The organism is Pseudomonas crudilactis, from assembly GCF_013433315.1.
GTDB classification, from domain to species: domain Bacteria; phylum Pseudomonadota; class Gammaproteobacteria; order Pseudomonadales; family Pseudomonadaceae; genus Aquipseudomonas; species Aquipseudomonas crudilactis.
The window spans coordinates 110,895-134,237 of sequence record NZ_WXVV01000009.1 but is presented as its reverse complement, the minus strand read 5'-3'; the positions used below and the strand labels follow the sequence as shown (position 1 = coordinate 134,237).

The following is a 23,343-nucleotide window of genomic DNA, read 5'->3' as shown; positions in this document are numbered from 1 at the left end:
TGTAACGGCCATGCCGGACACTACTGCTAATCGCTGCCAAGACTTGTCAGCAAACCGAATCCTCTGATCGAGATACACAAGTGATCGAAAATCTACGCAACATCGCCATCATTGCCCACGTTGACCATGGTAAAACCACCCTGGTAGACAAACTCCTGCGTCAATCCGGCACTCTGGAGCGCAACGAGCTCAACGACGAGCGCGTGATGGACTCCAACGACCAGGAAAAAGAGCGCGGTATTACCATTCTGGCGAAAAACACCGCCATCAACTGGAACGGCTACCACATCAACATCGTGGACACCCCGGGCCACGCCGACTTCGGCGGCGAAGTTGAACGCGTAATGTCGATGGTTGACTCCGTTCTGCTGCTGGTTGACGCTCAAGACGGCCCTATGCCGCAAACCCGTTTCGTGACCAAGAAGGCTTTCGAAGCCGGCCTGCGTCCAATCGTGGTGATCAACAAGGTTGACCGTCCAGGCGCGCGTCCGGACTGGGTTCTGGACCAGATCTTCGACCTGTTCGACAACCTCGGTGCTACCGAAGAACAACTGGACTTCCAGGTTGTTTACGCCTCGGCCCTGAACGGCATTGCCGGTCTGGATCACACCGCCATGGCGGAAGACATGACCCCGCTGTACCAAGCGGTAGTCGACCACGTTCCGCCTCCGGCTGTTGACCGTGACGGCGCGTTCCAGATGCAGATCTCTGCTCTGGACTACAACAGCTTCCTGGGTGTTATCGGCGTTGGCCGTATCGCTCGTGGCCGCGTCAAGCCGAACACCCCGGTTGTGGCGATCGGTGCTGACGGCAAGCGCCGTAACGGCCGTATCCTGAAACTGATGGGTCACCACGGTCTGCACCGCATCGACGTTGAAGAAGCTGCAGCAGGCGATATCGTTTGCATCAGCGGTATGGACTCGCTGTTCATCTCCGACACCTTGTGCCACCCGGACACTGTCGAGGCGATGAAGCCTCTGACCGTTGACGAGCCAACCGTTTCGATGACCTTCCAGGTAAACGACTCGCCATTCTGCGGTAAAGAAGGCAAGTTCGTGACGTCCCGTAACATCAAGGACCGTCTTGACAAAGAGCTGCTGTACAACGTTGCACTGCGCGTTGAAGAAGGCGACACCGCTGACAAGTTCAAGGTTTCCGGCCGTGGTGAGCTGCACCTCTCGGTACTGATCGAAACCATGCGTCGCGAAGGCTTCGAGCTGGCCCTGGGCCGTCCTGAAGTGATCATTCGTGAAGTTGACGGCGTCAAGCAAGAGCCGTTCGAAAACGTGACCATCGACATCCCTGAAGAAGCGCAGGGCAAGGTCATGGAAGAGATGGGTCTGCGTAAAGGCGACCTGAGCAACATGGTGCCGGATGGCAAGGGCCGTGTTCGTCTGGAATACAACATCCCTGCTCGCGGTCTGATCGGTTTCCGTAACCAGTTCCTGACCCTGACCAACGGTGCTGGCATCCTGACCTCGATCTTCGATCGCTACGACACCGTCAAGTCGGGCCACATGTCCGGCCGTCAGAACGGCGTTCTGGTTTCGGTTGAAACCGGCAAGGCACTGACCTACTCGCTGGAAACCCTGCAGGCTCGTGGCAAGCTGTTCGTAGAACACGGCCAGGAGATCTACAACGGTCAAATCGTTGGTCAGAACAGCCGTGACAACGATCTGGGCGTTAACCCTACCAAGGGCAAGAAGCTCGACAACATGCGTGCTTCGGGTAAAGACGAAACCATCGCTCTGGTTCCACCAGTGAAGTTCACTCTGGAACAGGCTCTGGAATACATCCAGGAAGACGAGCTGTGCGAAGTCACTCCTAAGTCCATCCGTCTTCGCAAGAAGATCCTGGACGAAAGCGAGCGTACCCGCGCTGCCAAGAAAGCCAAGAACTGAGTCATTAGTTCAGGCTGAATGAAAACGCCCCCGGTCGCGAGACCGGGGGCGTTTTTGTTTGTCTGGGGGGAAATGTGGATTGAGTCTTGAAGATCAAGAGCCCCTCACCCTAGCCCTCTCCCAGAGGGAGAGGGGACCGAATGGGGATATTCATGAGATGCATCGACTTGAAAGAATTCTGCTGAATCCATAATCGATTTGGTGGGGCTGTACCGAATCTATAATCGACTATATTTTTCAGGTCGATGTCAGGCGCAAGACACCTCGGTCGGCCCCCTCTCCCTCCGGGAGAGGGCTGGGCGGGCGGCGTTCCGATGAGGGTCAGCTTTTAGAACTTCTCGATAGCGCGGAAATTCTGCACGCGCTCAACTTCCTTCGGCTTATACGCGCAATACCCCGGGCGCGGCCCGATCTTCGGGTGATTGCGGCAGGTATCCGGGCGCTTGTCATAAATGGTGCACAGGCGGCTCTTACGATCCAGGTAGTAGCAATCGTTGTTGCTCATGCGCTGCAGGGTGAAGATGCCGGACTTCTGGTTGAAGCGCTCGACCAGGCCTTCCTTCTGCAAACGCTTGGCGATGTTCTTTGGCGGATCGCCCAGTTCGAACTCGTCGACCACACCGATGCGCACCAGATCCTTGATCTTCACCTCAACCGGCAGCGTGCAGCAGCTGGACACGCAGGAACCGCACATCGGGGCTGAGTATTTTGCCCACGTATCGAGACGATCGATCTCGGCGGCGGCAATCAGGTTGGGCTTCATCATCGGGAGTTACCAGGCGTGTGTGCATCAGGGCGCGCGATCATACCGGGACTGGTGGATTTTTGAACAACCTTTCGCCAGATTTTTTCTGCGTACAGGCACATTGCCGGACAATTCGGCACGGCCCCTGCATTCATTAGCTCATCCGCCAAGGTAATGCCGGGCCATCTCACCGTCTCAGGAAATACTGCCGAACCAGAGCCTCGACCGTCGGTCAGACCGTCTAGGCTCAGACAATTCCCCGCTCGCTCGAGGTCCCATTGATGACTCAAGAACCACTAGTTCGCGAAGCAGAGGTGGCCGCATTCCGCGACGCCGTCCTGACCAAACTCACCTACGCGGTGGGCAAAGACCCCGATCACGCCTTCGACCATGACTGGTTCGAAGCCATCGCGTTGGCTGCGCGTGATCACATGGTCGAACACTGGATGGACCACACCCGGCAGATCTACCGCAAAGGCCAGAAACGGGTGTATTACCTCTCGCTGGAATTTCTTATCGGCCGTTTGCTCTACGACAGCCTGAGCAACCTAGGCCTGCTCGATGTCGCCCGTGAGGCGCTGACCGAACTCGGCGTTGATCTGGAGCGCATTCGCTTGCTGGAGCCCGACGCGGCGCTGGGCAACGGCGGCCTCGGTCGTCTGGCGGCGTGCTTCATGGAAAGCATGTCGACCCTCGGCATCGCTGGCCACGGTTACGGCATTCGTTATGAACACGGTTTGTTCCGCCAGGCTATTGTCGACGGCTGGCAGCAGGAGCAGACCGAGCACTGGCTGGATTTCGGCAACCCGTGGGAGTTTGAACGGCCGGAAGTCGTCTACTCCATCGGCTTCGGCGGCAGCGTTGAAACCGTCACCGACGTTTCCGGCAAATCCAAACAGGTCTGGTCACCGGCGGAAACCGTCCGCGCGATTGCTTACGACACGCCGGTGGTCGGCTGGCGCGGGGCGAGCGTCAACACCTTGCGCCTGTGGCGTGCCCGCGCCATGGAAGATTTGCACCTGGAACGCTTCAACGCCGGTGACCACTTGGGCGCCGTCGCCGAGGTTGCTCGCGCCGAAAGTATCTCCCGCGTGCTTTACCCGGCGGACAGTACCGAAGCAGGGCAAGAGCTGCGCCTGCGTCAGGAATACTTCTTCGTCGCCGCCTCGTTGCAGGATCTGCTGCGTCGCCATCGCAACATGCACACCTCGGTACTGACCCTGGGCGATCACGCGGCGATCCAGCTCAACGACACCCACCCTTCGATTGCCGTTGCCGAACTGATGCGCCAACTGGTCGACGTCTACGACGTGGCGTGGGACGCGGCGTGGCAAGTCACCGTCGACACGCTGTCGTACACCAACCACACGCTGCTGCCGGAAGCACTGGAAACCTGGCCGGTGGGTTTGATGGAACGCATGCTGCCACGGCACATGCAGATCATTTACCTGATCAACGCTCAGCACATCGACTCGCTGCGCGCCAAAGGCATTCACGATTTCGACGTGCTGCGCGCGGTGTCGCTGATCGAAGAAGACAACGGTCGCCGGGTGCGCATGGGCAACCTCGCGTTCCTCGGTTCGCACAGCGTCAACGGTGTGTCTGGCTTGCACACTCAACTGATGCGCAAAACCGTGTTTGCTGAGCTGCACAAGCTCTATCCGGAGCGGATCAACAACAAAACCAACGGCATTACCTTCCGCCGCTGGTTGTATCAGGCCAACTCTGAACTGACTTCGATGCTGGTTGATGCGCTGGGGCCGGATTTGCTGGATAACCCGGAAGAGCGACTGCTCGATCTCGAGCCTTTCGCTGAGAAAACCGCGTTCCGCAAAGCCTTCGCCGAGCAACGCCTGCACAGCAAAAAGGCTTTGGCCTATCTGATTCACGAACGGCTGGGTATCGCGGTCAACCCGGCGGCCATGTTTGATGTGCAGGTCAAACGGATTCACGAATACAAACGCCAGTTGCTCAACCTTATGCACACCGTGGCGCTGTATCAGGCGATTCGCGCTGAGCCGGAAGTCGACTGGGTGCCGCGGGTGAAAATCTTCGCCGGCAAAGCAGCGGCGAGTTATCACCAGGCCAAACTGATCATCAAGCTGACCAACGATATCGCTCGGGTGGTGAACAACGATCCGACCGTGCGCGGCCTGCTGAAAGTGGTGTTTCTGCCCAACTACAACGTCAGCCTCGCGGAGAGCATCATTCCGGCGGCGGACTTGTCCGAGCAGATTTCCACTGCCGGGTTCGAGGCGTCGGGCACCAGTAACATGAAGTTCGGCCTCAACGGCGCACTGACCATCGGCACGCTGGACGGCGCCAACGTCGAGATGTGCGAGCGTATCGGTGCCGAACACATGTTTATCTTCGGTCTCAGCGCACAACAGGTTGAAGCGCGTAAACAGAATCATGAGTTCAGCGCCTTGCCAGACATCGCCGCGTCCCATCGTTTGAACGACGTGCTGCAAGCGATTCGCAGCGGGGTGTTCTCGCCGGATGACACTTCGCGCTACACCGGGCTGATCGATTCGCTGGTGGATTACGACCGCTTCCTGGTCTGCGCCGACTTTGACTCTTATTGGGAAGCGCAGAAACGCGTTGAAGAGCATTGGCACGACAGTAACAACTGGTGGCGTTCGGCGGTGCTGAACACGGCGCGGATGGGCTGGTTCTCCTCGGACCGGACGATTCGCGAGTACGCCACGGATATCTGGAAAGCGTTGGAGTAACTTTCCAGTCGGCTCGATATAATCGCGCGCCGGAAAAGATCGCAGCCTTCGGCAGCTCCTACACAGGTGTTCGCATAACCCTGTAGGAGCTGCCGCAGGCTGCGATCTTTTTGGGTCAGGCTGCGCTAATCTTCCCGGATTAGCCTTCGCGCTTAGGGATATCGACCATGCAATGGATGTTCATGTTGATCGGGCTGGTGCTCGGCTGGCTGCTCGACGAGTCGTTCAGTGATGCGCTGTTGGGCGCGCTGCTGGGGCTGGTGATCGGGCAGACGATCCGCATCGCGCGGCTTGGCTCGCAGGCGATGGAGCAGCAACGTCAACTTGAGCAGGCGAAGGTCGCTTTGCAGGGCGTCGAACAGCGCCTGTTTCTGCTCGAAGGCGCGCCCCTTCATGCTGCCCCTCCACCGACTTCGGCGCCGGCCGCCGAACCTGTCGTCGAACCCCTCAAAGCAGTCGAAGAAGCCCCGGCCCCCGAACTGGTCTGGGAACTGCCGCCCGCACTCGAACCGATTTCCGTCGCTGCCAGCGAAACCAGTCAACCGCTGCCTGCTGATGTCTGGCGCCTCGACGCCGTTACGTCCGAGCCGCAAAAACCTGCTGAACCTCGTGGCCCGAACCTCATCGAGCGCGGCATCAGCGCCGCGCGTAACTGGCTGTTTGGTGGCAACACCGTACTGCGGGTCGGCGTGGTGTTGCTCTTCTTCGGTCTCGCATTCCTGCTGCGCTACGCCACCGAAGGCATGGTCGTGCCGATCGAGTTGCGTTACGCCGGTGTCGCGGCGGCCGCGTTGGGCTTGCTCGCGCTGGGCTGGTGGCTACGCCGGCGCAACAGCAATTACGCGTTGATGCTGCAAGGCACCGGGATCGCGGTGCTGTACCTGACGGTGTTTGCGGCGATGCGTCTGCATCCGTTGCTAGATCCGTCCGCCGCGTTGGGATTGCTGGTCGCGGTGACGGTGTTCTCGGCGATTCTGGCGATCACTCAGGATGCTTTAGGGCTGGCAGCTGCGGCGGCATTGGGTGGTTTCGCCGCGCCGATTCTGACCTCGACCGGCGCCGGCAACCACGTCGCACTGTTCAGTTATTTCGCGCTGCTCAACGCCGGCATTCTTGCCATCGCCTGGTTCAAGGCCTGGCGTCTGCTTAACCTGATCGGCTTCGTCGGCACCTTCGGCATCGGCTTCGCCTGGGGCCTGCGTTCGTACGCGCCGGAGCTGTTGTGGAGCACCGAACCGTTCCTGATTCTGTTCTTCCTGATGTACCTCGCCATCGGCCTGCTGTTCGCCCGCCGCAAATTGCTGGACATGCCCGATGCACCGGCGGAGGGCGATCGCGAGGCGCTGCTGCACTGGTCGGCGCGCAAAGGCGATTATGTCGACGGGACGATGCTGTTCGGACCGCCGATCATTGGCTTCGGATTGCAATTTGCGTTGGTGCAGCATCTGGAATTCGCCGCGGCGTTCAGTGCGCTGGCGTTGGGCATGATCTACATGGCGCTGGCCAAGGTATTGATGGGCGGACGCGCGGTGCTGCTGGGCGAAACCTGTCTGGCGCTCGGGGTGATTTTCGCCAGTCTGGCGATTCCGTTGGGGCTGGATGCGCGCTGGACCTCGGCGGCATGGGCAGTGGAAGGCGCGGGGATTTTCTGGCTCGGTTTGCGCCAGCATCGACCGTTCGCCCGGGCCTTTGCCTTGCTCCTGCAACTGGGGTCGGCGTTGGCGTTTCTCAGTCAGTTGCGCGTCGGCGAGAGCAGTCTGCTTGACGGTGCACCGTTGGGCGCGTTGATGCTCGGCATTGCGTTGCTGTTCAGTTTCTATCAATTGCGCAAGGCCACGCCGGAACAAGCCTCGCCTTGGGAGCGTCAAGGTTTGCCGGTGTTGGCGTCTCTGGGCCTGACCTTCCTCTATCTGCTGGCGCCGCTGTTCTTCTTTACGCAAGGCACGGCGATCAGTTGGGCGCTGGCCGGTCTGGTGACGTTGTTTGTCGGTCTGCGGATTCAATCGCGCACCTTCCTGTTCACCGCGTTTGCCGTGCAGTTGCTCGGCGGTGCGTTGTTCCTGTTGCGTCTGCAAGGCGCGGGCGAGGATTCGGCAGCGGTGTTCAGCGCCGGCTGGAGTGGCTTGCTCAGTGCTTCGCTGATCGGCCTGGCGTTGATCGCCGGCATGCTGTTGGCGGCCCGTGATGAAATGGTGCGCGGTGATGTACGTCTGCTGCGCGGATTGTCGGTGGTGCTGTTGGCCGGTCTGGTGCTGATCAATCTGGCGGTTCTGTTTGTCCTGCCATGGCAGACCGCGAGCGCGGTGTGGGCGGCCAGTGGTTTGCTGATTATCTGGCTGAGCCTGTACCTCAAGCAGCGCGTGAGTTTTGTTTTCGGTTTGTTGTTGCAAGTGATCGGTGGCGCGGCGTTTTTGCTGGCCGGTCCGGAGTTGCTCGGGCCACTGTCCAGCGAAGGTTTGAAACCGCTGGCCCATGGCGGATTCTGGACGCCGCTGGTGCTGGGGCTGGCGGCGATGATCGGTGCGTGGCGCCTGCAAATGGGCAATCACGCCTCGGCATTCGATGCATTGAGCTTGCAGCGCTTGTCCGAAGTGTTGCTGGTGTGGGGCGCCGGTTGGTGGGCGTTGGCGTGGGTCAGTGAAGTGCTGCGCTTTGCTGCGCCGAATCTGCAAGGCACGCTGTTGCTAATGGTCGCCGCCGTCAGCGTGTCGTTGTGGACGCTGTTGTCGCTGCGGTTGAAATGGCCGGCGCTGGGCTTGCTCTGCACCTTGCTGATTCCGGCGGCGGGTCTGGTGTTGCTCGCTGCCTGGCATCCGCGTTATCACCCAGCGGCCGATTTCGGCTGGCTGGCGTGGACGGCAGTATTCGCCGTGCATTTCTTCAGCCTGCGTCGCTTGGCACCGATGCTGCCGGCGCGCGCTTTGAGCACGGCGCATGTACTGGGCTGTTGGTTGCTGATTGGCGTGCTGGCGCTAGAGTTGCGTTATGGCCTGCTGCTGTTGTCCGAGCAATACAACGCCTGGCGCTGGCTGGGCTGGGCGATTCTGCCGAGCGTTTATCTGTTGCTGGCAGCGGCCCCGCGCTCTTGGCCGTGGCCGGTCGCAGCGTTTGCCCGCGAGTACCGCTTGTACGCTGCCGCGCCGTTGGCGGTGTTGATGCTGGCGTGGTTCTGGCTGGCCAATGGTGTCAGCGATGGTAATGCCGAGCCACTTCCTTACGTGCCGCTGCTCAATCCATTAGAGCTGGGTTTGTTGTTCGCATTGTTCGGCGTCTATGTGTGGTCGCGCAGTGCGATTTCGCAGTTGTCGATCCGGCAGGACTACGCCGATTACGGCACGCAATTGATCGCCGGGGTTTCGCTGTTCGCCTTCTGCACCGCGTTGGTCACCCGCGCGGCGCACCATTGGGCCGGCATCCCGTTCGAGCTGGATACGTTGCTCGCCTCAATGCTGGTGCAGGCCGGTTTGTCGATCGTCTGGACGCTGATGGCGCTCGGGCTGATGATCGGCGGGCATCTGCGTCATCGTCGCGAAGTGTGGCTGATCGGCGCGGCATTGATTGCGCTGGTGGTGGCCAAACTGATTTTTGTCGAACTGAGCAACCGTGGTGGCCTCGCCCGGATCGTCTCGTTTATTGGCGTCGGCGTGTTGCTGCTGGTGGTCGGTTATTTCGCGCCGCTGCCGCCCAAACGCATTGAAGCTGAGCCGGCGGCGGACAAACCGGCCCCGGATACCGAAGGAGTTTCATCTTGAGTCGCATGCGAAATCTGGGTTGGTTGGCGTTGGGTGTGGTGATGGTGGCCGGCGCTCAGGAAAAGCCGACGGACTTCGCCACGCAGGTGCCGTTGTCGGTCAGTGGCAACGGCCCGTGGTATCGCCTCGAATTGCCGTTGAGCGTGCAATTGCAGGCACGCCAGACTGATCTCAGTGATCTGCGTGTGTTCAACGCCGCCGGCGAACCGCAGGCTTACGCCTTGGCCCGCGAATCGGCACAGACCCGCGACGACGGGCAGTTACACGAGGTGAAATGGTTTCCGCTGTACAACGCCGCTGACGCCAGCGAACGCGCGCCGAATGTGCGTGTGCAAGCGACCACCAACGGCACGCTGGTCGAAGTGCAACCGTCCAGCCAGTTGGAGGCGGGCGAAGAAGTGCTGCGCGGTTGGCTGTTGGACGCGAGTGCGATCAAGGCGCCGTTGCAGCAATTGATCCTCGACTGGACCAGCGAGCGCGACGGTTTTCAGCGCTTCAGCATCGAGGCCAGTGACGACCTGCAACATTGGCAAGCGTGGGGCGAAGGGCAGGTGGCACGACTGACTTTTTCCGATGAGCGCATCGAGCAGCATGAGGTGACGTTGCCGGGGCAGTCGGCGCGTTATGTGCGGTTGCTGTGGGAGTCGCCGAATTCGGCGCCGATCCTGACGGCAGCACAATTGAAAAGCAGTGATCCGCGCAATGTGCCTCTGCCGTTGGTCTGGTCGCAGGCATTGGCCGGCAGCAGCACCAAGGCCGGTGAATACACTTGGCAACTGCCGATGGGGCTGAATGTCGAGCGGGTGCAGGTCGAGCTGAAGCAGCCGAACAGCTTGGCGCCAGTGACGCTGGCAGGGCGCCGTGAAAGCAGTTTGCCGTGGCAGACGCTGAGCAGCGGTTTGCTCTATCGCCTGACCCAGAATAATCAGGACGTGCAGCAGAACGAATTGCAGCTCTACGGGCAGACCGTGCAGCAGTTGAAGCTGACGGTGGATGAGCGCGGCGGCGGTCTGGGTGAGCAGGCGCCGAGTCTGAAATATGCGTTGCGGGCGACGCAGGTGATATTCCTCGCGCGCGGCGAGGGGCCTTACAGCCTTGCGCTGGGTAATCCGAGTGTGAGGACGGCGAATCTGCCGTTGGCGACGCTGATTCCGGATTTCAAACCGGAGAAGCTGGCGGCGTTGGGTAAGGCGTCGGTGCAGGGTGACGTGGTAGCTACGCAGACTTCTACGGCGACCACGGCGGCGGTGGCTGAGACCAATTGGAAGAAGATTGGCTTGTGGGCGGTGTTGTTGTTGAGTGTGGTGTTCCTCGGGGCGATGGCGGCGAGTCTGTTGCGCAAGCCGCCGACCAACACCTGAGAATGGCTGGCGCTGCGCGCCATTCGCGAGCAGGCTCGCTCCCACAGTGGATCTTCAATGGACGCCAATTCAACGGTCACCCCGATTCCCTGTGCGAGCCTGCTCGCGAAAGTGGCGTGTCAGCCAATACATATTCCGAACTGATCAATTAACCCCCAGCCACACCCGTCCGATTTCCAACTACGCTAAACCCGCTACCTGAACTCTCCACCCACATTCACGTCTCATGCAGGCAATTACACCCCAACGCACGTTACCGGGCGTCTTCGCTCGCTACGTTTTCAGACTCCCTGTAAACTGCGCGGGTTTTTAGCCCCCCATTCCACCGGAGCCGTCCATGTCCCGCGTTACCCTGAGTCGCTATTTGATTGAGCAGACCCGCAGCAATAACACTCCTGCCGATCTGCGTTTCCTGATCGAAGTGGTGGCGCGTGCTTGCAAAGAAATCAGCCACGCCGTGTCCAAAGGCGCCCTGGGTGGTGTTCTGGGCAGCATGGGCACTGAAAACGTCCAAGGCGAAGTGCAGAAGAAACTCGACGTGATCTCCAACGAGATCCTGCTCGAAGCCAACGAATGGGGTGGTCACCTGGCCGGCATGGCGTCCGAAGAAATGGACAATGCCTACCAGATCCCGGGCAAATACCCGAAAGGCGCGTACCTGCTGGTATTCGACCCACTGGACGGTTCGTCGAACATCGACATCAACGCCCCGGTCGGCACCATCTTCTCGGTACTGCGTTGCCCGAACGAATATCTGAGCCAGAACGAGCCGCTGAACGAGAAAGCGTTCCTGCAGCCAGGCACTCAGCAAGTTGCCGCCGGTTACGCGATCTACGGTCCGCAAACCATGCTGGTACTGACCTTGGGCGACGGCGTCAAAGGCTTCACTCTCGACCGCGAAATGGGCAGCTTCGTGCTGACTCACGAGGACATCACCATTCCTGAATCGACCCAGGAATTCGCCATCAACATGTCCAACCAGCGTCACTGGGAAGCCCCGGTACAGCGCTACGTTGGCGAATTGCTGGCCGGTGAAGAAGGTCCGCTGAAAAAGAACTACAACATGCGCTGGGTTGCAGCGATGGTTGCCGACGTACACCGCATCCTGACCCGTGGCGGTCTGTTCATGTACCCGCGCGACAGCCGTGAGCCATCCAAGCCAGGCAAACTGCGTCTGATGTACGAAGCCAACCCGATGTCGTTCCTCGTGGAACAAGCGGGCGGCGCGTCCACCGACGGTCACCAGCGCATCCTCGACATTCAGCCAGAAGGCCTGCACCAGCGCGTAGCGGTGTTCCTCGGCTCGAAAGAAGAAGTCGCCCGCGCGACGGCCTACCACAAGGAATAAATCATGACCGCGCCTTGGCAGCCGTTGCTCGATTGGTGGTTCGGACAGGCCGAATCCCCTGACGAGATATCGGCTGACAAGGGCAAGTTGTGGTTCGGTAAGCGAGACAGCCAAGACCTCGAAGCGCGTGAGCGTTTCGGGGTCTTTGTCGATCAGGCCCTGGCCGGAGAATTGACCGAGTGGACGCAACGTCCCGAAGGTTGGCTGGCGCTGGTGTTACTGCTTGATCAACTGCCGCGAATGATCTTTCGTGACACCCCAAAGGCGTTTTCCGGCGATCTACGCGCGCAGAAACTGGTTGCCCAAGGCATTGCCGCGGATTTTGATCGGCAGTTGAAGCCGATTCAGCGTGTGTTCATTTATCTGGTGTTCGAACACTGCGAAAACCTCGCGGTGCAGAATGAGGCCGTTTCCAGGTTTATAGAACTGGTGGCTGAACAGCCGGAAGCGCAGCGGGCGGTGTTTGCCGACAATCTGGATTATGCCGAGCGGCATCAGAAAGTGATTGCGCGGTTTGGCCGCTTTCCGCATCGCAATGCGGTGTTGGGGCGGGAGTCTACGGCTGAGGAGTTGGTGTTTCTTTCCGAGCCTGGCTCTAGATTTTAAGAGCTTACCCTCCCTGAGGGAGAGGGGGCTGACCGAGGTGTCTGGGCTTGATACATCGACCTGAGAGATCGAGTCGAACTCAGGTTTGAACAGCGCGAAGATCTGCTCCCTTTCCCCCTCGCCCCCTTGGGGGAGAGGGCTGGGGTGAGGGGGTAAAGCCCTTGATCTTAAATGCGGAAACTACCCACCAACTGCTTCAACCGCGCCGCCTGCTGCTCCAGATCCGCGCACGCCCGCAACGTCGCCTGCAAGTTCTCCACACCTTCCTGGTTCAGCGTGTTGATCTCGTTGATATCGACATTGAGCGACTCGACCACCGCCGTCTGCTCTTCAGTCGCCGTCGCTACCGACTGGTTCATCCCGTCGATCTCGCCAATGCGCTGAGTCACGCTGCCCAACCGTTCGCCGGCCTGGTTGGCGATGCCGACGCTGCTTTCGCTCTCACGCTGGCTCTCGGTCATGATGTTGACCGCCTGGCGTGCGCCGACTTGCAGCTCTTCGATCATCTTCTGCACTTGCTGCGCCGAATCCTGAGTGCGGTGCGCCAAGTTGCGCACTTCGTCCGCGACCACCGCGAAACCACGACCTGCTTCACCGGCGCGCGCCGCTTCGATTGCGGCGTTGAGCGCGAGCAGGTTGGTCTGCTGAGAAATACTGGTGATCACTTCGAGAATCTGGCCGATGTTCACCGTGTTGCTGTTCAGGGTTTCGATGTTGCCGCAGGAATCGCTGATCTTCGCCGACAGCTGCTGCATGGCCTGGATGGTTTTATCCACCACCTGCTGACCGTCGACCGCAAGGCTGCGCGCATCGCTGGAATGCTGCGAGGCGAGCGCAGCGTTCTGGGCGATTTCCTGAGCGGCGGCGCCGAGTTGGTTGATCGCCGCGGCCACGCTGTTGGTGCGCGAGGCTTGCTGATCGGAGTTGTACATCGACGAGTTCGACGCTGCGACCACGCGCAGGGCGACTTCGTTGACCTGGCCGGTGGCCGAGGACACTTCGCGGATCGAGGTGTGGATTCGTTCGACGAAGCGGTTGAAGGAGGTGCCCAGTGCGCCGAACTCGTCGTTGCCGTGAATCACCAGACGTTTGGTCAGGTCGCCTTCACCTTCAGCGATGTCGTGCATGGCGCGGCCCATGGTCAGCAGCGGCTGCATCAGCACGCGGATGAGCATGCCGAGCAGGGCGATGATGATCACCACGGCAATGACCATGGCGATCAGCGCCGAGGTGCGGAACTCGCTGAGCATCGAGAACGCGGTGTCTTTATCGAGCACCAGCGCCACGTACCAGTCAGCCGACGGCACGCCGTTGATGTGGGTGAAGGAGATCAGTTGGGTCTTGCCGTTGAACTCGACTTCTTTCAGGCCCGGGCTGACTTTAGGTGCGCCGTTCGGATAGGCCTCGGCGAGGGTCTTGAGCACCAGTTTGCTGTCCGGGTGAATCAGGATCTTGCCCTCGCTGCTGACGATGAACGCGTGGCCGTGGCCGCCGAAGTTCAGCGAGTTGATGATCGCGCTGACGCTGGTCAGGTCGATGTCGGCACCGGCGACGCCGAGCATCTGCCCTTGGCGCTGTACTGGTGTGGCAACGGTGATCACCAGTTTGCCCGACGACGCGGCGATGTACGGTTCGGTGACGATGGTCTGCTGCGCGCTGTTCGCCGCTTTGTACCAACCACGGGCGCGTGGATCGTAATCCGGGGCGCGGTTGCCGGCCGGCACCGAGAACATCACGCCGTCAGCGCCGCCGAAATAGCTGAGCTGGAAATTGCCGGTGTAGGCGGGCAGGTCGATGATGCGTTTCAGGCTGGCCGGAGCGTTGCCGTCGACCGCGACTTGCTGCGACAGCGATTGCAGCAATTGAATGCGGCTTTCCAGCCAGGTCTGGATGTTGCTGGTGGTCAGACTGCCCAGTTCCTGCATCGAGGCTTCGGTGCTCGTGCTCAGGGCTTCGCGCTGTCGATAGTCGTTGAAGAAAATGAAACAGGCGAACGCAACGGCCACCACAAGGGCGGCAGCCAACAAAATCTTGTGGCTGAATTTCATGTTTCTGGTCATCGAATGAACTACCGCGAAGGGGCTGGTCAAGAAAGGGCGGCAATTTGCCACACTCGGGGGCTTTGCGCTGCTCTTATTTCGACCGCGATGCGCCAAAGATTAGGCGTCTTTGGCGAAATGCGACGAAATGCTCAATAGCCCTACAAAGTGTCTGATTTATCGGCAAATGCCAGACGGGCGGGCTAATAAATAGCCATTCCCCCACGGAACCAGATGAGGGTTTTCTCTTCTAAGCTTCTGGTTGGCACCATGCCATCCCCCCCTCGTTCCAGGAGTTACACCATGTCGCTGCGATCTATCGCCCTTCTGACGTTTTGCGTGCTGCTGGCCGCATGCAGCAAGGTCAATCAGGAAAACTATTCGAAGCTCTCGGCCGGGATGGCCAAGGCCGAAGTCGAGACCTTGCTGGGCAAACCGACTGATTGCTCGGGCGCGCTCGGCATGTCCAGTTGCACCTGGGGCGACAAGAACAGCTTTATCAGCGTGCAGTACGCCGGTGACAAAGTGCTGATGTTTTCCGGCCAAGGCCTGAAGTAAACCGGGGCTTCGCGCCCACGGAGAAGAAAAATGAAGCGGTTATTGCTGATCCTTTTTGCCGGCCTGGTACTGGCCGGCTGCGCCACTTCCGGCGTAGACCCGTTGGCGCCGAAAACCGTCAACAGCGTCAATCTCAAGCGCTATCAAGGTACCTGGTACGAGCTGGCGCGCTTGCCGATGTACTTCCAGCGCCATTGCGCGCAATCCGAAGCCCATTACACCCTCAAGCCTGACGGCAATGTCGCGGTGCTCAATCGCTGCCTGACCCCGGACTGGCAGTGGGAAGAGGCCAAGGGCACGGCTTATCCACAGGTGCCGGGCAAGACCGACAAGCTTTGGGTCGAATTCGATACCTGGTTTTCACGCCTGATTCCGGGTGTGGCGAAAGGCGAATACTGGGTGTTGTACGTCAGCGATGACTACAAGACCGCCATCGTCGGCGACCCGAGTCGCAAGTACATGTGGTTGCTTTCACGCACACCGACCGTCAACGGGGTGGTGCGCGAAGAGCTGCTGAGCAAGGCGCGTCAGCAGGGCTATGACACCACACGTTTGATCTGGCGGGCGTCGGATCGGCAGATGGCCAAGACTTCGAATTAAGAGCGAAAAGATCGCAGCCTCCGGCAGCTCCTACATGGGAAAGTGTTCACCCTGTAGGAGCTGCCGAAGGCTGCGATCTTTTGCTTTTCTAGCCGAGGAGGTCGCGCAGAACCTGGGTGAAGGCGCGTGCACTTTCTTCTTCGCCAGCATGGCGACCATCGCGCACCACCCACTGGCCATTGACCAGCACATCGCGCACCTGCCGATCGCTACCGGCAAACAACCAGCGATTCAAAATCCCGTCACCCGTGGCCGTCGCCAGATACGGATCGTTGCCATCGAGCACAATCCAGTCCGCACGCTTGCCCACTTCCAGCGCCCCGATCGGCTGCCCCAGCGCCTGCGCACCGCCATCCAGCGCCGCGTCAAACAGCGTGCGCCCGACCATCGGCTGATCCGCACCGTACAAACGGTTACGCCGCTGATCGCGCAGACGCTGGCCGTATTCCAGCCAACGCAATTCCTCCACCACGCTGAGCGACACATGGCTGTCGGAACCGATGCCCATGCGCCCACCCTGAGCGAGGAAATCCACCGCCGGAAAAATTCCGTCACCCAGATTCGCTTCAGTGGTCAGGCACAGCCCGGCGATGGCGCGACTCTTGGCCATCAAAGTGACTTCTTCCGGGTTGGCGTGGGTGGCATGCACCAGGCACCAGCGCTGATCAACTTCGGCATTTTCGTACAGCCATTGCAATGGCCGACGACCACTCCAGCTCAGGCAGTCATCGACTTCCTTCTGCTGTTCGGCGATGTGGATGTGCACCGGGCATTGCTTGTCGCTTGCCGCCAATACGTCGCTGATCTGCTGCGGCGTCACCGCACGCAACGAGTGGAAGCACAGGCCCAGCGATTGCGCCTTTTGCTGCGCCAACATTGGCTGCAGGCGCGATTGCAGATTCAGGTAATTTTCGGTGCTGTTGATGAAGCGGCGCTGGCCGTCATTCGGGGTCTGTCCGCCAAAACCGGAGTGGCTGTAGAGCACCGGCAGCAGGGTCAGACCGATGCCGCTTTCACTCGCGGCCTGACTGATGCGCAACGCCAGCTCAGCCGGATCGGCATAAGGCTGGCCATTGCTGTCATGGTGTACGTAATGAAATTCAGCGACGGAGGTATAACCGGCCTTGAGCATTTCGATGTACAGCTGACGGGCAATCACGCCGAGTTGATCCGGGCTGATTTTTCCGACGAGCCGATACATCAGATCGCGCCAGGTCCAGAAACTGTCATTCGGATTGCCGGCCACTTCGGCCAGTCCAGCCATCGCTCGCTGGAAGGCATGGGAGTGCAGATTCGGCATGCCCGGTAGCAGCGGGCCGCTCAGCCGTTCGGCGCCATCTGCGGTGGAATCGGCCTGGATTTGGGTCAGCAGGCCTTCGGCGCTGACCTCAAGACGTACATTGTTGGCCCATCCGTTAGGCAGCAGCGCGCGTTCGGCAAAGAAGGCGGACATGGTTCAGCACCCCATCGTGTGTTATTTGTATATACATATACAGACGTTTGCCTGCCCGGTAAACTCCGGCAAGCTAGCCACTTTCATCCAATGAACAGGGATCAACCGTGCCGACTCCGCCTCCAGTCTCCCCGTTGGCCGCGAACATGGGCGACAGTCCGGCGCCCTTGTACGCCCGCGTCAAACAGATGATCACCCAGCAGATCGATAGCGGAAACTGGCCGCCGCACTACCGCGTGCCGTCCGAGAGCGAGCTGGTCAATCAACTCGGTTTCAGCCGCATGACCATCAACCGTGCGCTGCGCGAAATGACCGCCGACGGTCTGTTGGTGCGCATGCAAGGCGTCGGCACCTTTGTCGCCGAACCAAAGAGTCAGTCCGCGTTATTCGAAGTGCATAACATCGCCGACGAAATCGCTTCCCGTGGCCACCGCCACACCTGCCAGGTGATCACCCTCGAAGAAGAGGCCGCCGGTTCCGAGCGCGCCTTGGCGTTGGACATGCGCGAAGGGCAGAAGGTGTTCCACTCGCTGATCGTGCATTACGAAAACGACATACCGGTGCAAATCGAAGACCGTTTCGTCAACGCGCTGGTCGCGCCGGAATACCTCAAGCAGGATTTCACTCTGCAAACGCCTTACGCCTATCTCAATCAGGTCGCGCCGCTGACCGAGGGCGAACACGTGGTTGAAGCGATCCTCGCTGAGTCTTCCGAATGCAAATTGCTGCAGATTGAAAAAGGCGAGCCATGCCTGCTGATTCGTCGCCGCACGTGGTCGGGGCGTCAGCCGGTGACCGCTGCACGTTTGATTCACCCGGGTTCTCGTCATCGTCTGGAAGGGCGGTTCCATAAATGAGTGCACTTAAGGTTTTACGCGCCGAGGGTTACCCGCGCATGCCGTGGAAAAACGGTGGCGGCAGCACTGAAGAAATCACCCGTGATGCCGGTGCAGGGCTGGACGGTTTTGGCTGGCGCCTGTCGATTGCCGACATCGCCGAGTCCGGCGGTTTTTCGACGTTCGCCGGTTACCAGCGGGTGATTACGGTATTGCAGGGTGATGGCATGACCCTGTGCGTAGACGGCGACGATACGCGGCCGCTGTTACCGCTCGACCCGTTTGCCTTCAGTGGCGAAAGCCAGGTGTCCTGCACTTTGCTCGGCGGCGCAATTCGCGACTTCAATCTGATCTACGCGCCGCAGCGTTACAGCGCGCGGTTGCAGTGGCTGGGCGGTGAGCAGCGGTTCTTCAGCTCGGCGGGGACGGTGTTGGTGTTCAGTGTCAGTGAGTTGCTGGAAGTCCGGATCGGTGACAGTGTTTCGCAGTTGGGGCGACATGATTGCCTGCAACTGGACGGCAACAGCGGTCTGGCCGAAGTCTCCACCAATGCGGGTTGCTGCGTCATTGAACTGACTGGACGCTGATTCAGAAATCTTAAAAGATCGCAGCCTTCGGCAGCTCCTACAGGGTGTACATCAAACCCAGTGTAGGAGCTGCCGAAGGCTGCGATCTTTTGCTTTTGGGGTGTTCCCAACCCACGCACCAACTTGTTACCGAACGCCCCAGCGTGGCGCAAAACCACGCTCATGTAACGAAGCCCCGCCTCCCTAAATCATCCCCAAGAAAAATTTCATCCATGCCTGAACCCTTGATTCAGGCGCTCTCCAGCCTTGCCCGCAATTTTTCTTGAACGGCCCCCCAGCAAGTTGGCCGCTTGATTGCATATGCTTGTATGTACAAGTAAAGACGTATGCGTATGAGTCGCTCGAGACTCTCCGCAGCGTCCACTGATTCGCTTGTCGCGCATCGAAGCGCACAGGCTGCTTGCCCACTGCCAGGGTTGGTTTGAATTGATCGCTGAGGAGTCTTTTTCGTGACTGACAATAAGCCTACAAAGTTTCGCAACGTTGAGATCCGCGCTGCCCGCGGCAACAAGCTGACCGCCAAGAGCTGGCTGACCGAAGCGCCGCTGCGCATGCTGATGAACAACCTCGACCCGGAAGTCGCCGAGAACCCCAAAGAGCTGGTGGTTTACGGTGGTATCGGTCGCGCCGCGCGTAACTGGGAGTGCTACGACAAGATCGTCGAGAGCCTGACCAACCTGAACGACGACGAGACCCTGCTGGTGCAGTCCGGCAAGCCGGTCGGCGTATTCAAGACCCACGCTAACGCCCCGCGCGTACTGATCGCCAACTCCAACCTGGTGCCACACTGGGCGAGCTGGGAGCACTTCAACGAACTCGACGCCAAAGGCCTGGCCATGTACGGCCAGATGACCGCCGGCAGCTGGATCTACATCGGCAGCCAGGGCATCGTGCAAGGCACCTACGAAACCTTCGTTGAAGCCGGTCGCCAGCACTACAACGACAACCTCACCGGCAAGTGGGTCCTCACCGCCGGTCTGGGCGGCATGGGTGGTGCGCAACCGCTGGCGGCAACCCTCGCCGGCGCTTGCTCGCTGAACATCGAATGCCAACAAGTCAGCATCGATTTCCGCCTGAAAAGCCGTTACGTCGACGAGCAGGCCAAAGACCTCGACGACGCTCTGGCGCGCATCGACAAATACACCAAGGAAGGCAAAGCGATCTCCATCGCCCTGCTCGGTAACGCGGCAGAAATTCTGCCGGAACTGGTCAAGCGCGGCGTACGCCCGGACATGGTCACCGACCAGACCAGCGCCCACGACCCGCTCAATGGTTACCTGCCCGCCGGCTGGACCTGGGACGAATACCGCGCCCGCGCCAAGACCGAACCGGCGGCTGTAATCAAAGCTGCCAAGCAGTCGATGGCTGTGCACGTCAAAGCGATGCTGGAATTCCAGAAGCAAGGCATTCCGACCTTCGACTACGGCAACAACATCCGTCAGATGGCACAAGAAGAAGGCGTCGAAAACGCGTTCGACTTCCCGGGTTTCGTACCGGCTTACATCCGTCCGCTGTTCTGCCGTGGCATCGGCCCGTTCCGTTGGGCGGCGCTGTCGGGTGATCCGCAAGACATCTACAAAACCGACGCCAAGGTCAAAGAGCTGATCCCGGACGACGCGCACCTGCACAACTGGCTGGACATGGCCCGCGAGCGCATCAGCTTCCAGGGTCTGCCGGCACGTATCTGCTGGGTCGGCCTGGGTCTGCGCGCCAAGCTCGGTCTGGCCTTCAACGAGATGGTGCGTAGCGGTGAGCTGTCGGCGCCGATCGTGATCGGTCGCGACCATCTCGACTCCGGCTCGGTCGCTAGCCCGAACCGTGAAACCGAATCGATGCAGGACGGTTCCGACGCTGTGTCCGACTGGCCACTGCTCAACGCTCTGCTGAACACCGCAAGCGGTGCGACCTGGGTTTCCCTGCACCACGGCGGCGGCGTCGGCATGGGCTTCTCGCAGCACTCGGGCATGGTGATTGTCTGCGACGGTACTGACGAAGCGGCAGAGCGCATTGCGCGCGTGCTGCACAACGACCCGGCCACCGGTGTCATGCGCCACGCCGATGCCGGTTACCAGATCGCCATCGACTGCGCCAAGGAACAGGGGCTTAACCTGCCGATGATTACCGGCGGCAAGTAACACGCTTTGGCTTTATGTGGGAGCGAGCTTGCTCGCGAAAGCAATCTGTCAGCCAGCACAGATGTTGAATGTGCTGGCCAATTCGCGAGCAAGCTCGCTCCCACAGAAAAGCAGCCCTACCGAAGCTCAGTGAACAATTAAAACAATCCACAGAGGTTGAATCATGGCTGTCAACACCGATCGTGCAAGCAACAAACCGTTGATCGAAAGGCGTTCGATCGACTACATCCCGGAAGCGGAAAGACACGGTCGTCTGTTTAGCCAATTCACCTTGTGGATGGGTGCGAATCTGCAAATCACCGCAATCGTCACCGGGGCGTTGGCCGTGGTGCTCGGCGGTGATGTGTTCTGGTCGTTGATCGGTCTGTTGATCGGTCAATTGCTCGGCGGCGGGGTGATGGCGCTGCATGCCGCGCAAGGGCCGAAGCTCGGCCTGCCGCAGATGATCTCCAGTCGCGTGCAGTTTGGCGTGTATGGCGCGGCGATTCCGATCGTCTTGGTGTGCCTGATGTACCTGGGCTTCACCGCAACGGGCACCGTGCTTTCCGGCCAGGCGCTGGGCCAGTTGTTTGGCGTCAGCGACAGTGTCGGCATCCTGATTTTTGCCAGCGTCATTGTGCTGGTCACGGTGCTCGGTTATCGGGTGATCCACTGGATCGGCCGTGTCGCCAGCGTCATTGGCGTGATCGCTTTCGTCTTCCTGTTCTGGCGGCTGATGAGCCAGACCGACGTCGGCGCACTCCTGCAAATCCGTCATTTCAGCTGGAGCAGTTTCCTCCTCGCGGTGTCGCTCGCGGCCTCCTGGCAGATCGCGTTCGGCCCTTACGTGGCTGACTATTCCCGTTACCTGCCGAGCAACACCTCGGCGGTCAAAACCTTCTTCGCCGCTGGTGCAGGCTCTGTCGTCGGCGCACAAGTGGCGATGATCCTCGGCGTGTTCGCCGCCGCTTCAGCCAACGGCCAGTTCGCCGGTCATGAAGTGGCTTACATCGTCGGTCTGGGTGGCACCGGTGCGACCGCCGCGCTGCTGTACTTCAGCATCGCGTTCGGCAAGGTGACCATCTCGACACTGAACTCCTACGGCAGCTTCATGTGCATCGCGACCATCATCAGTGGTTTCAAAGGTCACCTGACCGTAACGCGCATGCAACGTCTGGTGTTCGTGCTGGTCATCGTTGGCACGGCGACCTTGATCGCGCTGCTCGGCCAGCACTCGTTCCTCGGTGCGTTCAAGTCTTTCATCCTGTTCCTGCTCGCCTTCTTCACCCCGTGGAGCGCGATCAATCTGGTGGATTACTACTGCATCACCCGCGAGCGTTATGACGTGCCGGCACTGGCCGATCCGAACGGTCGCTACGGTCGCTGGAACCTGCTCGGCATCAGCGTCTATGTGTTTGGTGTGCTGGTGCAGCTGCCGTTCATCTCCACCAAGTTCTATACCGGCCCGCTGGTGGCCGCCCTCGGTGATGTGGATATTTCCTGGATCATCGGCCTCGTGCTGCCGGCCGTCGTTTACTACGTGTGCGCGAAAAAATGGCACAGCGCAGTGCCCGATCAACTGATTCTGCCGGTCGAGCAGAACAGCGTTGTACAACCTAAAACAAGCGGGGCCGGTCGCGCTGCGGCGCAGGCCTGATTTGGACGTGGACAGGGCTGGATGCCTCTTGACTGCCGTAAGCCAATTCATGATTAGGAGCGTCACAACAATGAAATCGAACAAGACCCTGCTGACCACATTGCTGTCCATGGGCCTGCTGGCCAGTGCCGGTGCGACCCAAGCCGCTGGCTGGTGCGAATCGGGCAAGCCGGTGAAATTCGCCGGCCTGAACTGGGAAAGCGGCATGCTGCTGACCGACGTCCTGCAAGTGGTGCTGGAGAAAGGTTACGACTGCAAGACCGACAGCCTGCCGGGCAACTCCATCACCATGGAGAACGCCCTGAGCAGCAACGATATTCAAGTGTTCGCCGAAGAGTGGGTCGGCCGCAGCGAGGTCTGGAACAAGGCCGAGAAGGCCGGCAAGGTCGTCGGTGTCGGCGCTCCGGTCGTCGGCGCGGTGGAAGGCTGGTACGTGCCGCGTTACGTGATCGAAGGCGACGCCAAGCGCAAGCTGGAACCGAAAGCCCCGGACCTGAAAAATATCGCTGATCTGGGCAAATACGCCGCGGTGTTCAAGGACGCCGAAGAACCGTCCAAGGGCCGTTTCTACAACTGCCCGGCCGGCTGGACCTGCGAGCTGGATAACAGCGAAATGCTGAAAAGCTACGGTTTGGAAAGCAGCTACACCAACTTCCGTCCGGGCACCGGCCCGGCGCTGGATGCGGCGGTGCTGTCGAGCTACAAGCGTGGCGAGCCGATCCTGTTCTACTACTGGTCGCCAACCCCGCTGATGGGCCAGGTGGATCTGGTCAAACTCGAAGAAAAACCGGGCGTCGACAAGACCGTAAGCATCAAGGTCGGCCTGTCGAAAACCTTCCACGACGAAGCCCCGGAACTGGTCGCCGTGCTGGAAAAGGTCAACTTGCCGATCGATCTGCTGAACCAGAATCTGGGCCGCATGGCGAAGGAACGTATCGAGTCGCCAAAACTGGCGAAAATCTTCCTCAAGGAACATCCTGAAGTCTGGCATGCGTGGGTCAGTGCAGACGCAGCCAAGAAAATCGACGCGGCGCTGTAGGTCGATACCTCCCGG

The 23,343-nt window shown here is 60.0% G+C and carries 16 protein-coding genes; 13 read left to right on the top strand and 3 right to left on the bottom strand.

Translation table 11 applies throughout. The annotated features are described in order from the left end of the window. Positions 1-80: 80 nt before the first annotated feature. A complete protein-coding gene (gene typA, locus GTU76_RS12060) occupies positions 81-1,901 on the top strand; it encodes a translational GTPase TypA (protein WP_016985747.1) in 1,821 nt (606 codons plus the stop codon). Positions 1,902-2,229: 328 nt separating this feature from the next. Here the strand turns inward: typA and GTU76_RS12055 are convergent, their stop codons facing one another. Further along, complete coding sequence (locus tag GTU76_RS12055) at positions 2,230-2,667, bottom strand: YkgJ family cysteine cluster protein (RefSeq protein ID WP_016985748.1); 438 nt, start codon at positions 2,665-2,667, stop codon at positions 2,230-2,232. Positions 2,668-2,927: 260 nt separating this feature from the next. Here GTU76_RS12055 and GTU76_RS12050 point away from each other — a divergent pair, with 260 nt between their 5' ends. From GTU76_RS12050 to GTU76_RS12030, 5 genes are all read left to right on the top strand, one after another. Next, positions 2,928-5,378 (top strand): glycogen/starch/alpha-glucan phosphorylase, encoded by a 2,451-nt coding sequence (locus tag GTU76_RS12050; RefSeq protein ID WP_016985749.1) that lies wholly within the window; start codon positions 2,928-2,930, stop codon positions 5,376-5,378. Between the two features lie 167 nt (positions 5,379-5,545). Then, positions 5,546-9,130: a DUF2339 domain-containing protein gene (locus GTU76_RS12045; RefSeq protein ID WP_180698698.1), complete on the top strand. Its 3,585-nt coding sequence runs from the start codon at positions 5,546-5,548 to the stop codon at positions 9,128-9,130. Next, positions 9,127-10,491 (top strand): DUF3999 domain-containing protein, encoded by a 1,365-nt coding sequence (locus GTU76_RS12040; protein ID WP_180698697.1) that lies wholly within the window; start codon positions 9,127-9,129, stop codon positions 10,489-10,491. Before GTU76_RS12045 ends, GTU76_RS12040 begins: the two co-directional genes overlap by 4 nt. Positions 10,492-10,828: 337 nt before the next feature. Further along, a complete protein-coding gene (locus GTU76_RS12035; protein ID WP_007909265.1) occupies positions 10,829-11,839 on the top strand; it encodes a class 1 fructose-bisphosphatase in 1,011 nt (336 codons plus the stop codon). 3 nt (positions 11,840-11,842) lie between these two features. After that, positions 11,843-12,445: a DUF924 family protein gene (locus GTU76_RS12030; protein ID WP_016985752.1), complete on the top strand. Its 603-nt coding sequence runs from the start codon at positions 11,843-11,845 to the stop codon at positions 12,443-12,445. A 167-nt stretch (positions 12,446-12,612) separates the two neighbouring features. Here GTU76_RS12030 and GTU76_RS12025 read toward each other — a convergent pair whose 3' ends face one another. Beyond that, entirely contained in the window at positions 12,613-14,505 is a 1,893-nt protein-coding gene (locus GTU76_RS12025; RefSeq protein ID WP_218586339.1) for a methyl-accepting chemotaxis protein, read from the bottom strand. Between the two features lie 282 nt (positions 14,506-14,787). On the opposite strand from GTU76_RS12025, the gene GTU76_RS12020 reads away from it, so the two are divergent. Together GTU76_RS12020 and GTU76_RS12015 are read left to right on the top strand one after the other, a co-directional pair. After that, positions 14,788-15,042: a hypothetical protein gene (locus tag GTU76_RS12020; RefSeq protein WP_003220802.1), complete on the top strand. Its 255-nt coding sequence runs from the start codon at positions 14,788-14,790 to the stop codon at positions 15,040-15,042. A 30-nt stretch (positions 15,043-15,072) separates the two neighbouring features. After that, positions 15,073-15,642 carry a lipocalin family protein gene (locus GTU76_RS12015; protein ID WP_122609145.1) on the top strand — a complete coding sequence of 190 codons (570 nt, stop codon included), beginning with the start codon at positions 15,073-15,075 and terminating at the stop codon, positions 15,640-15,642. A gap of 88 nt (positions 15,643-15,730) precedes the next feature. Here GTU76_RS12015 and GTU76_RS12010 read toward each other — a convergent pair whose 3' ends face one another. Then, positions 15,731-17,095, bottom strand: coding sequence for a formimidoylglutamate deiminase (locus GTU76_RS12010; protein ID WP_180698696.1), 1,365 nt, complete (start codon positions 17,093-17,095; stop codon positions 15,731-15,733). 146 nt (positions 17,096-17,241) lie between these two features. On the opposite strand from GTU76_RS12010, the gene hutC reads away from it, so the two are divergent. The 5 genes from hutC (at position 17,242) to GTU76_RS11985 (ending at position 23,328) form a co-directional block, all read left to right on the top strand. Continuing rightward, positions 17,242-17,952 (top strand): histidine utilization transcriptional repressor HutC, encoded by a 711-nt coding sequence (gene hutC, locus GTU76_RS12005; RefSeq protein ID WP_162130175.1) that lies wholly within the window; start codon positions 17,242-17,244, stop codon positions 17,950-17,952. After that, a complete protein-coding gene (locus GTU76_RS12000; protein ID WP_180698695.1) occupies positions 17,949-18,518 on the top strand; it encodes a HutD/Ves family protein in 570 nt (189 codons plus the stop codon). The genes hutC and GTU76_RS12000 overlap by 4 nt, the downstream gene beginning before the upstream one ends. Positions 18,519-18,967: 449 nt before the next feature. Then, positions 18,968-20,653 (top strand): urocanate hydratase, encoded by a 1,686-nt coding sequence (hutU, locus tag GTU76_RS11995; protein ID WP_180698694.1) that lies wholly within the window; start codon positions 18,968-18,970, stop codon positions 20,651-20,653. A 163-nt stretch (positions 20,654-20,816) separates the two neighbouring features. Beyond that, positions 20,817-22,289: a purine-cytosine permease family protein gene (locus tag GTU76_RS11990; RefSeq protein WP_180698693.1), complete on the top strand. Its 1,473-nt coding sequence runs from the start codon at positions 20,817-20,819 to the stop codon at positions 22,287-22,289. A 70-nt stretch (positions 22,290-22,359) separates the two neighbouring features. Continuing rightward, positions 22,360-23,328, top strand: a complete 969-nt coding sequence (locus GTU76_RS11985) for an ABC transporter substrate-binding protein (protein ID WP_016984618.1) — start codon at positions 22,360-22,362, stop codon at positions 23,326-23,328. Positions 23,329-23,343: the final 15 nt, after the last annotated feature.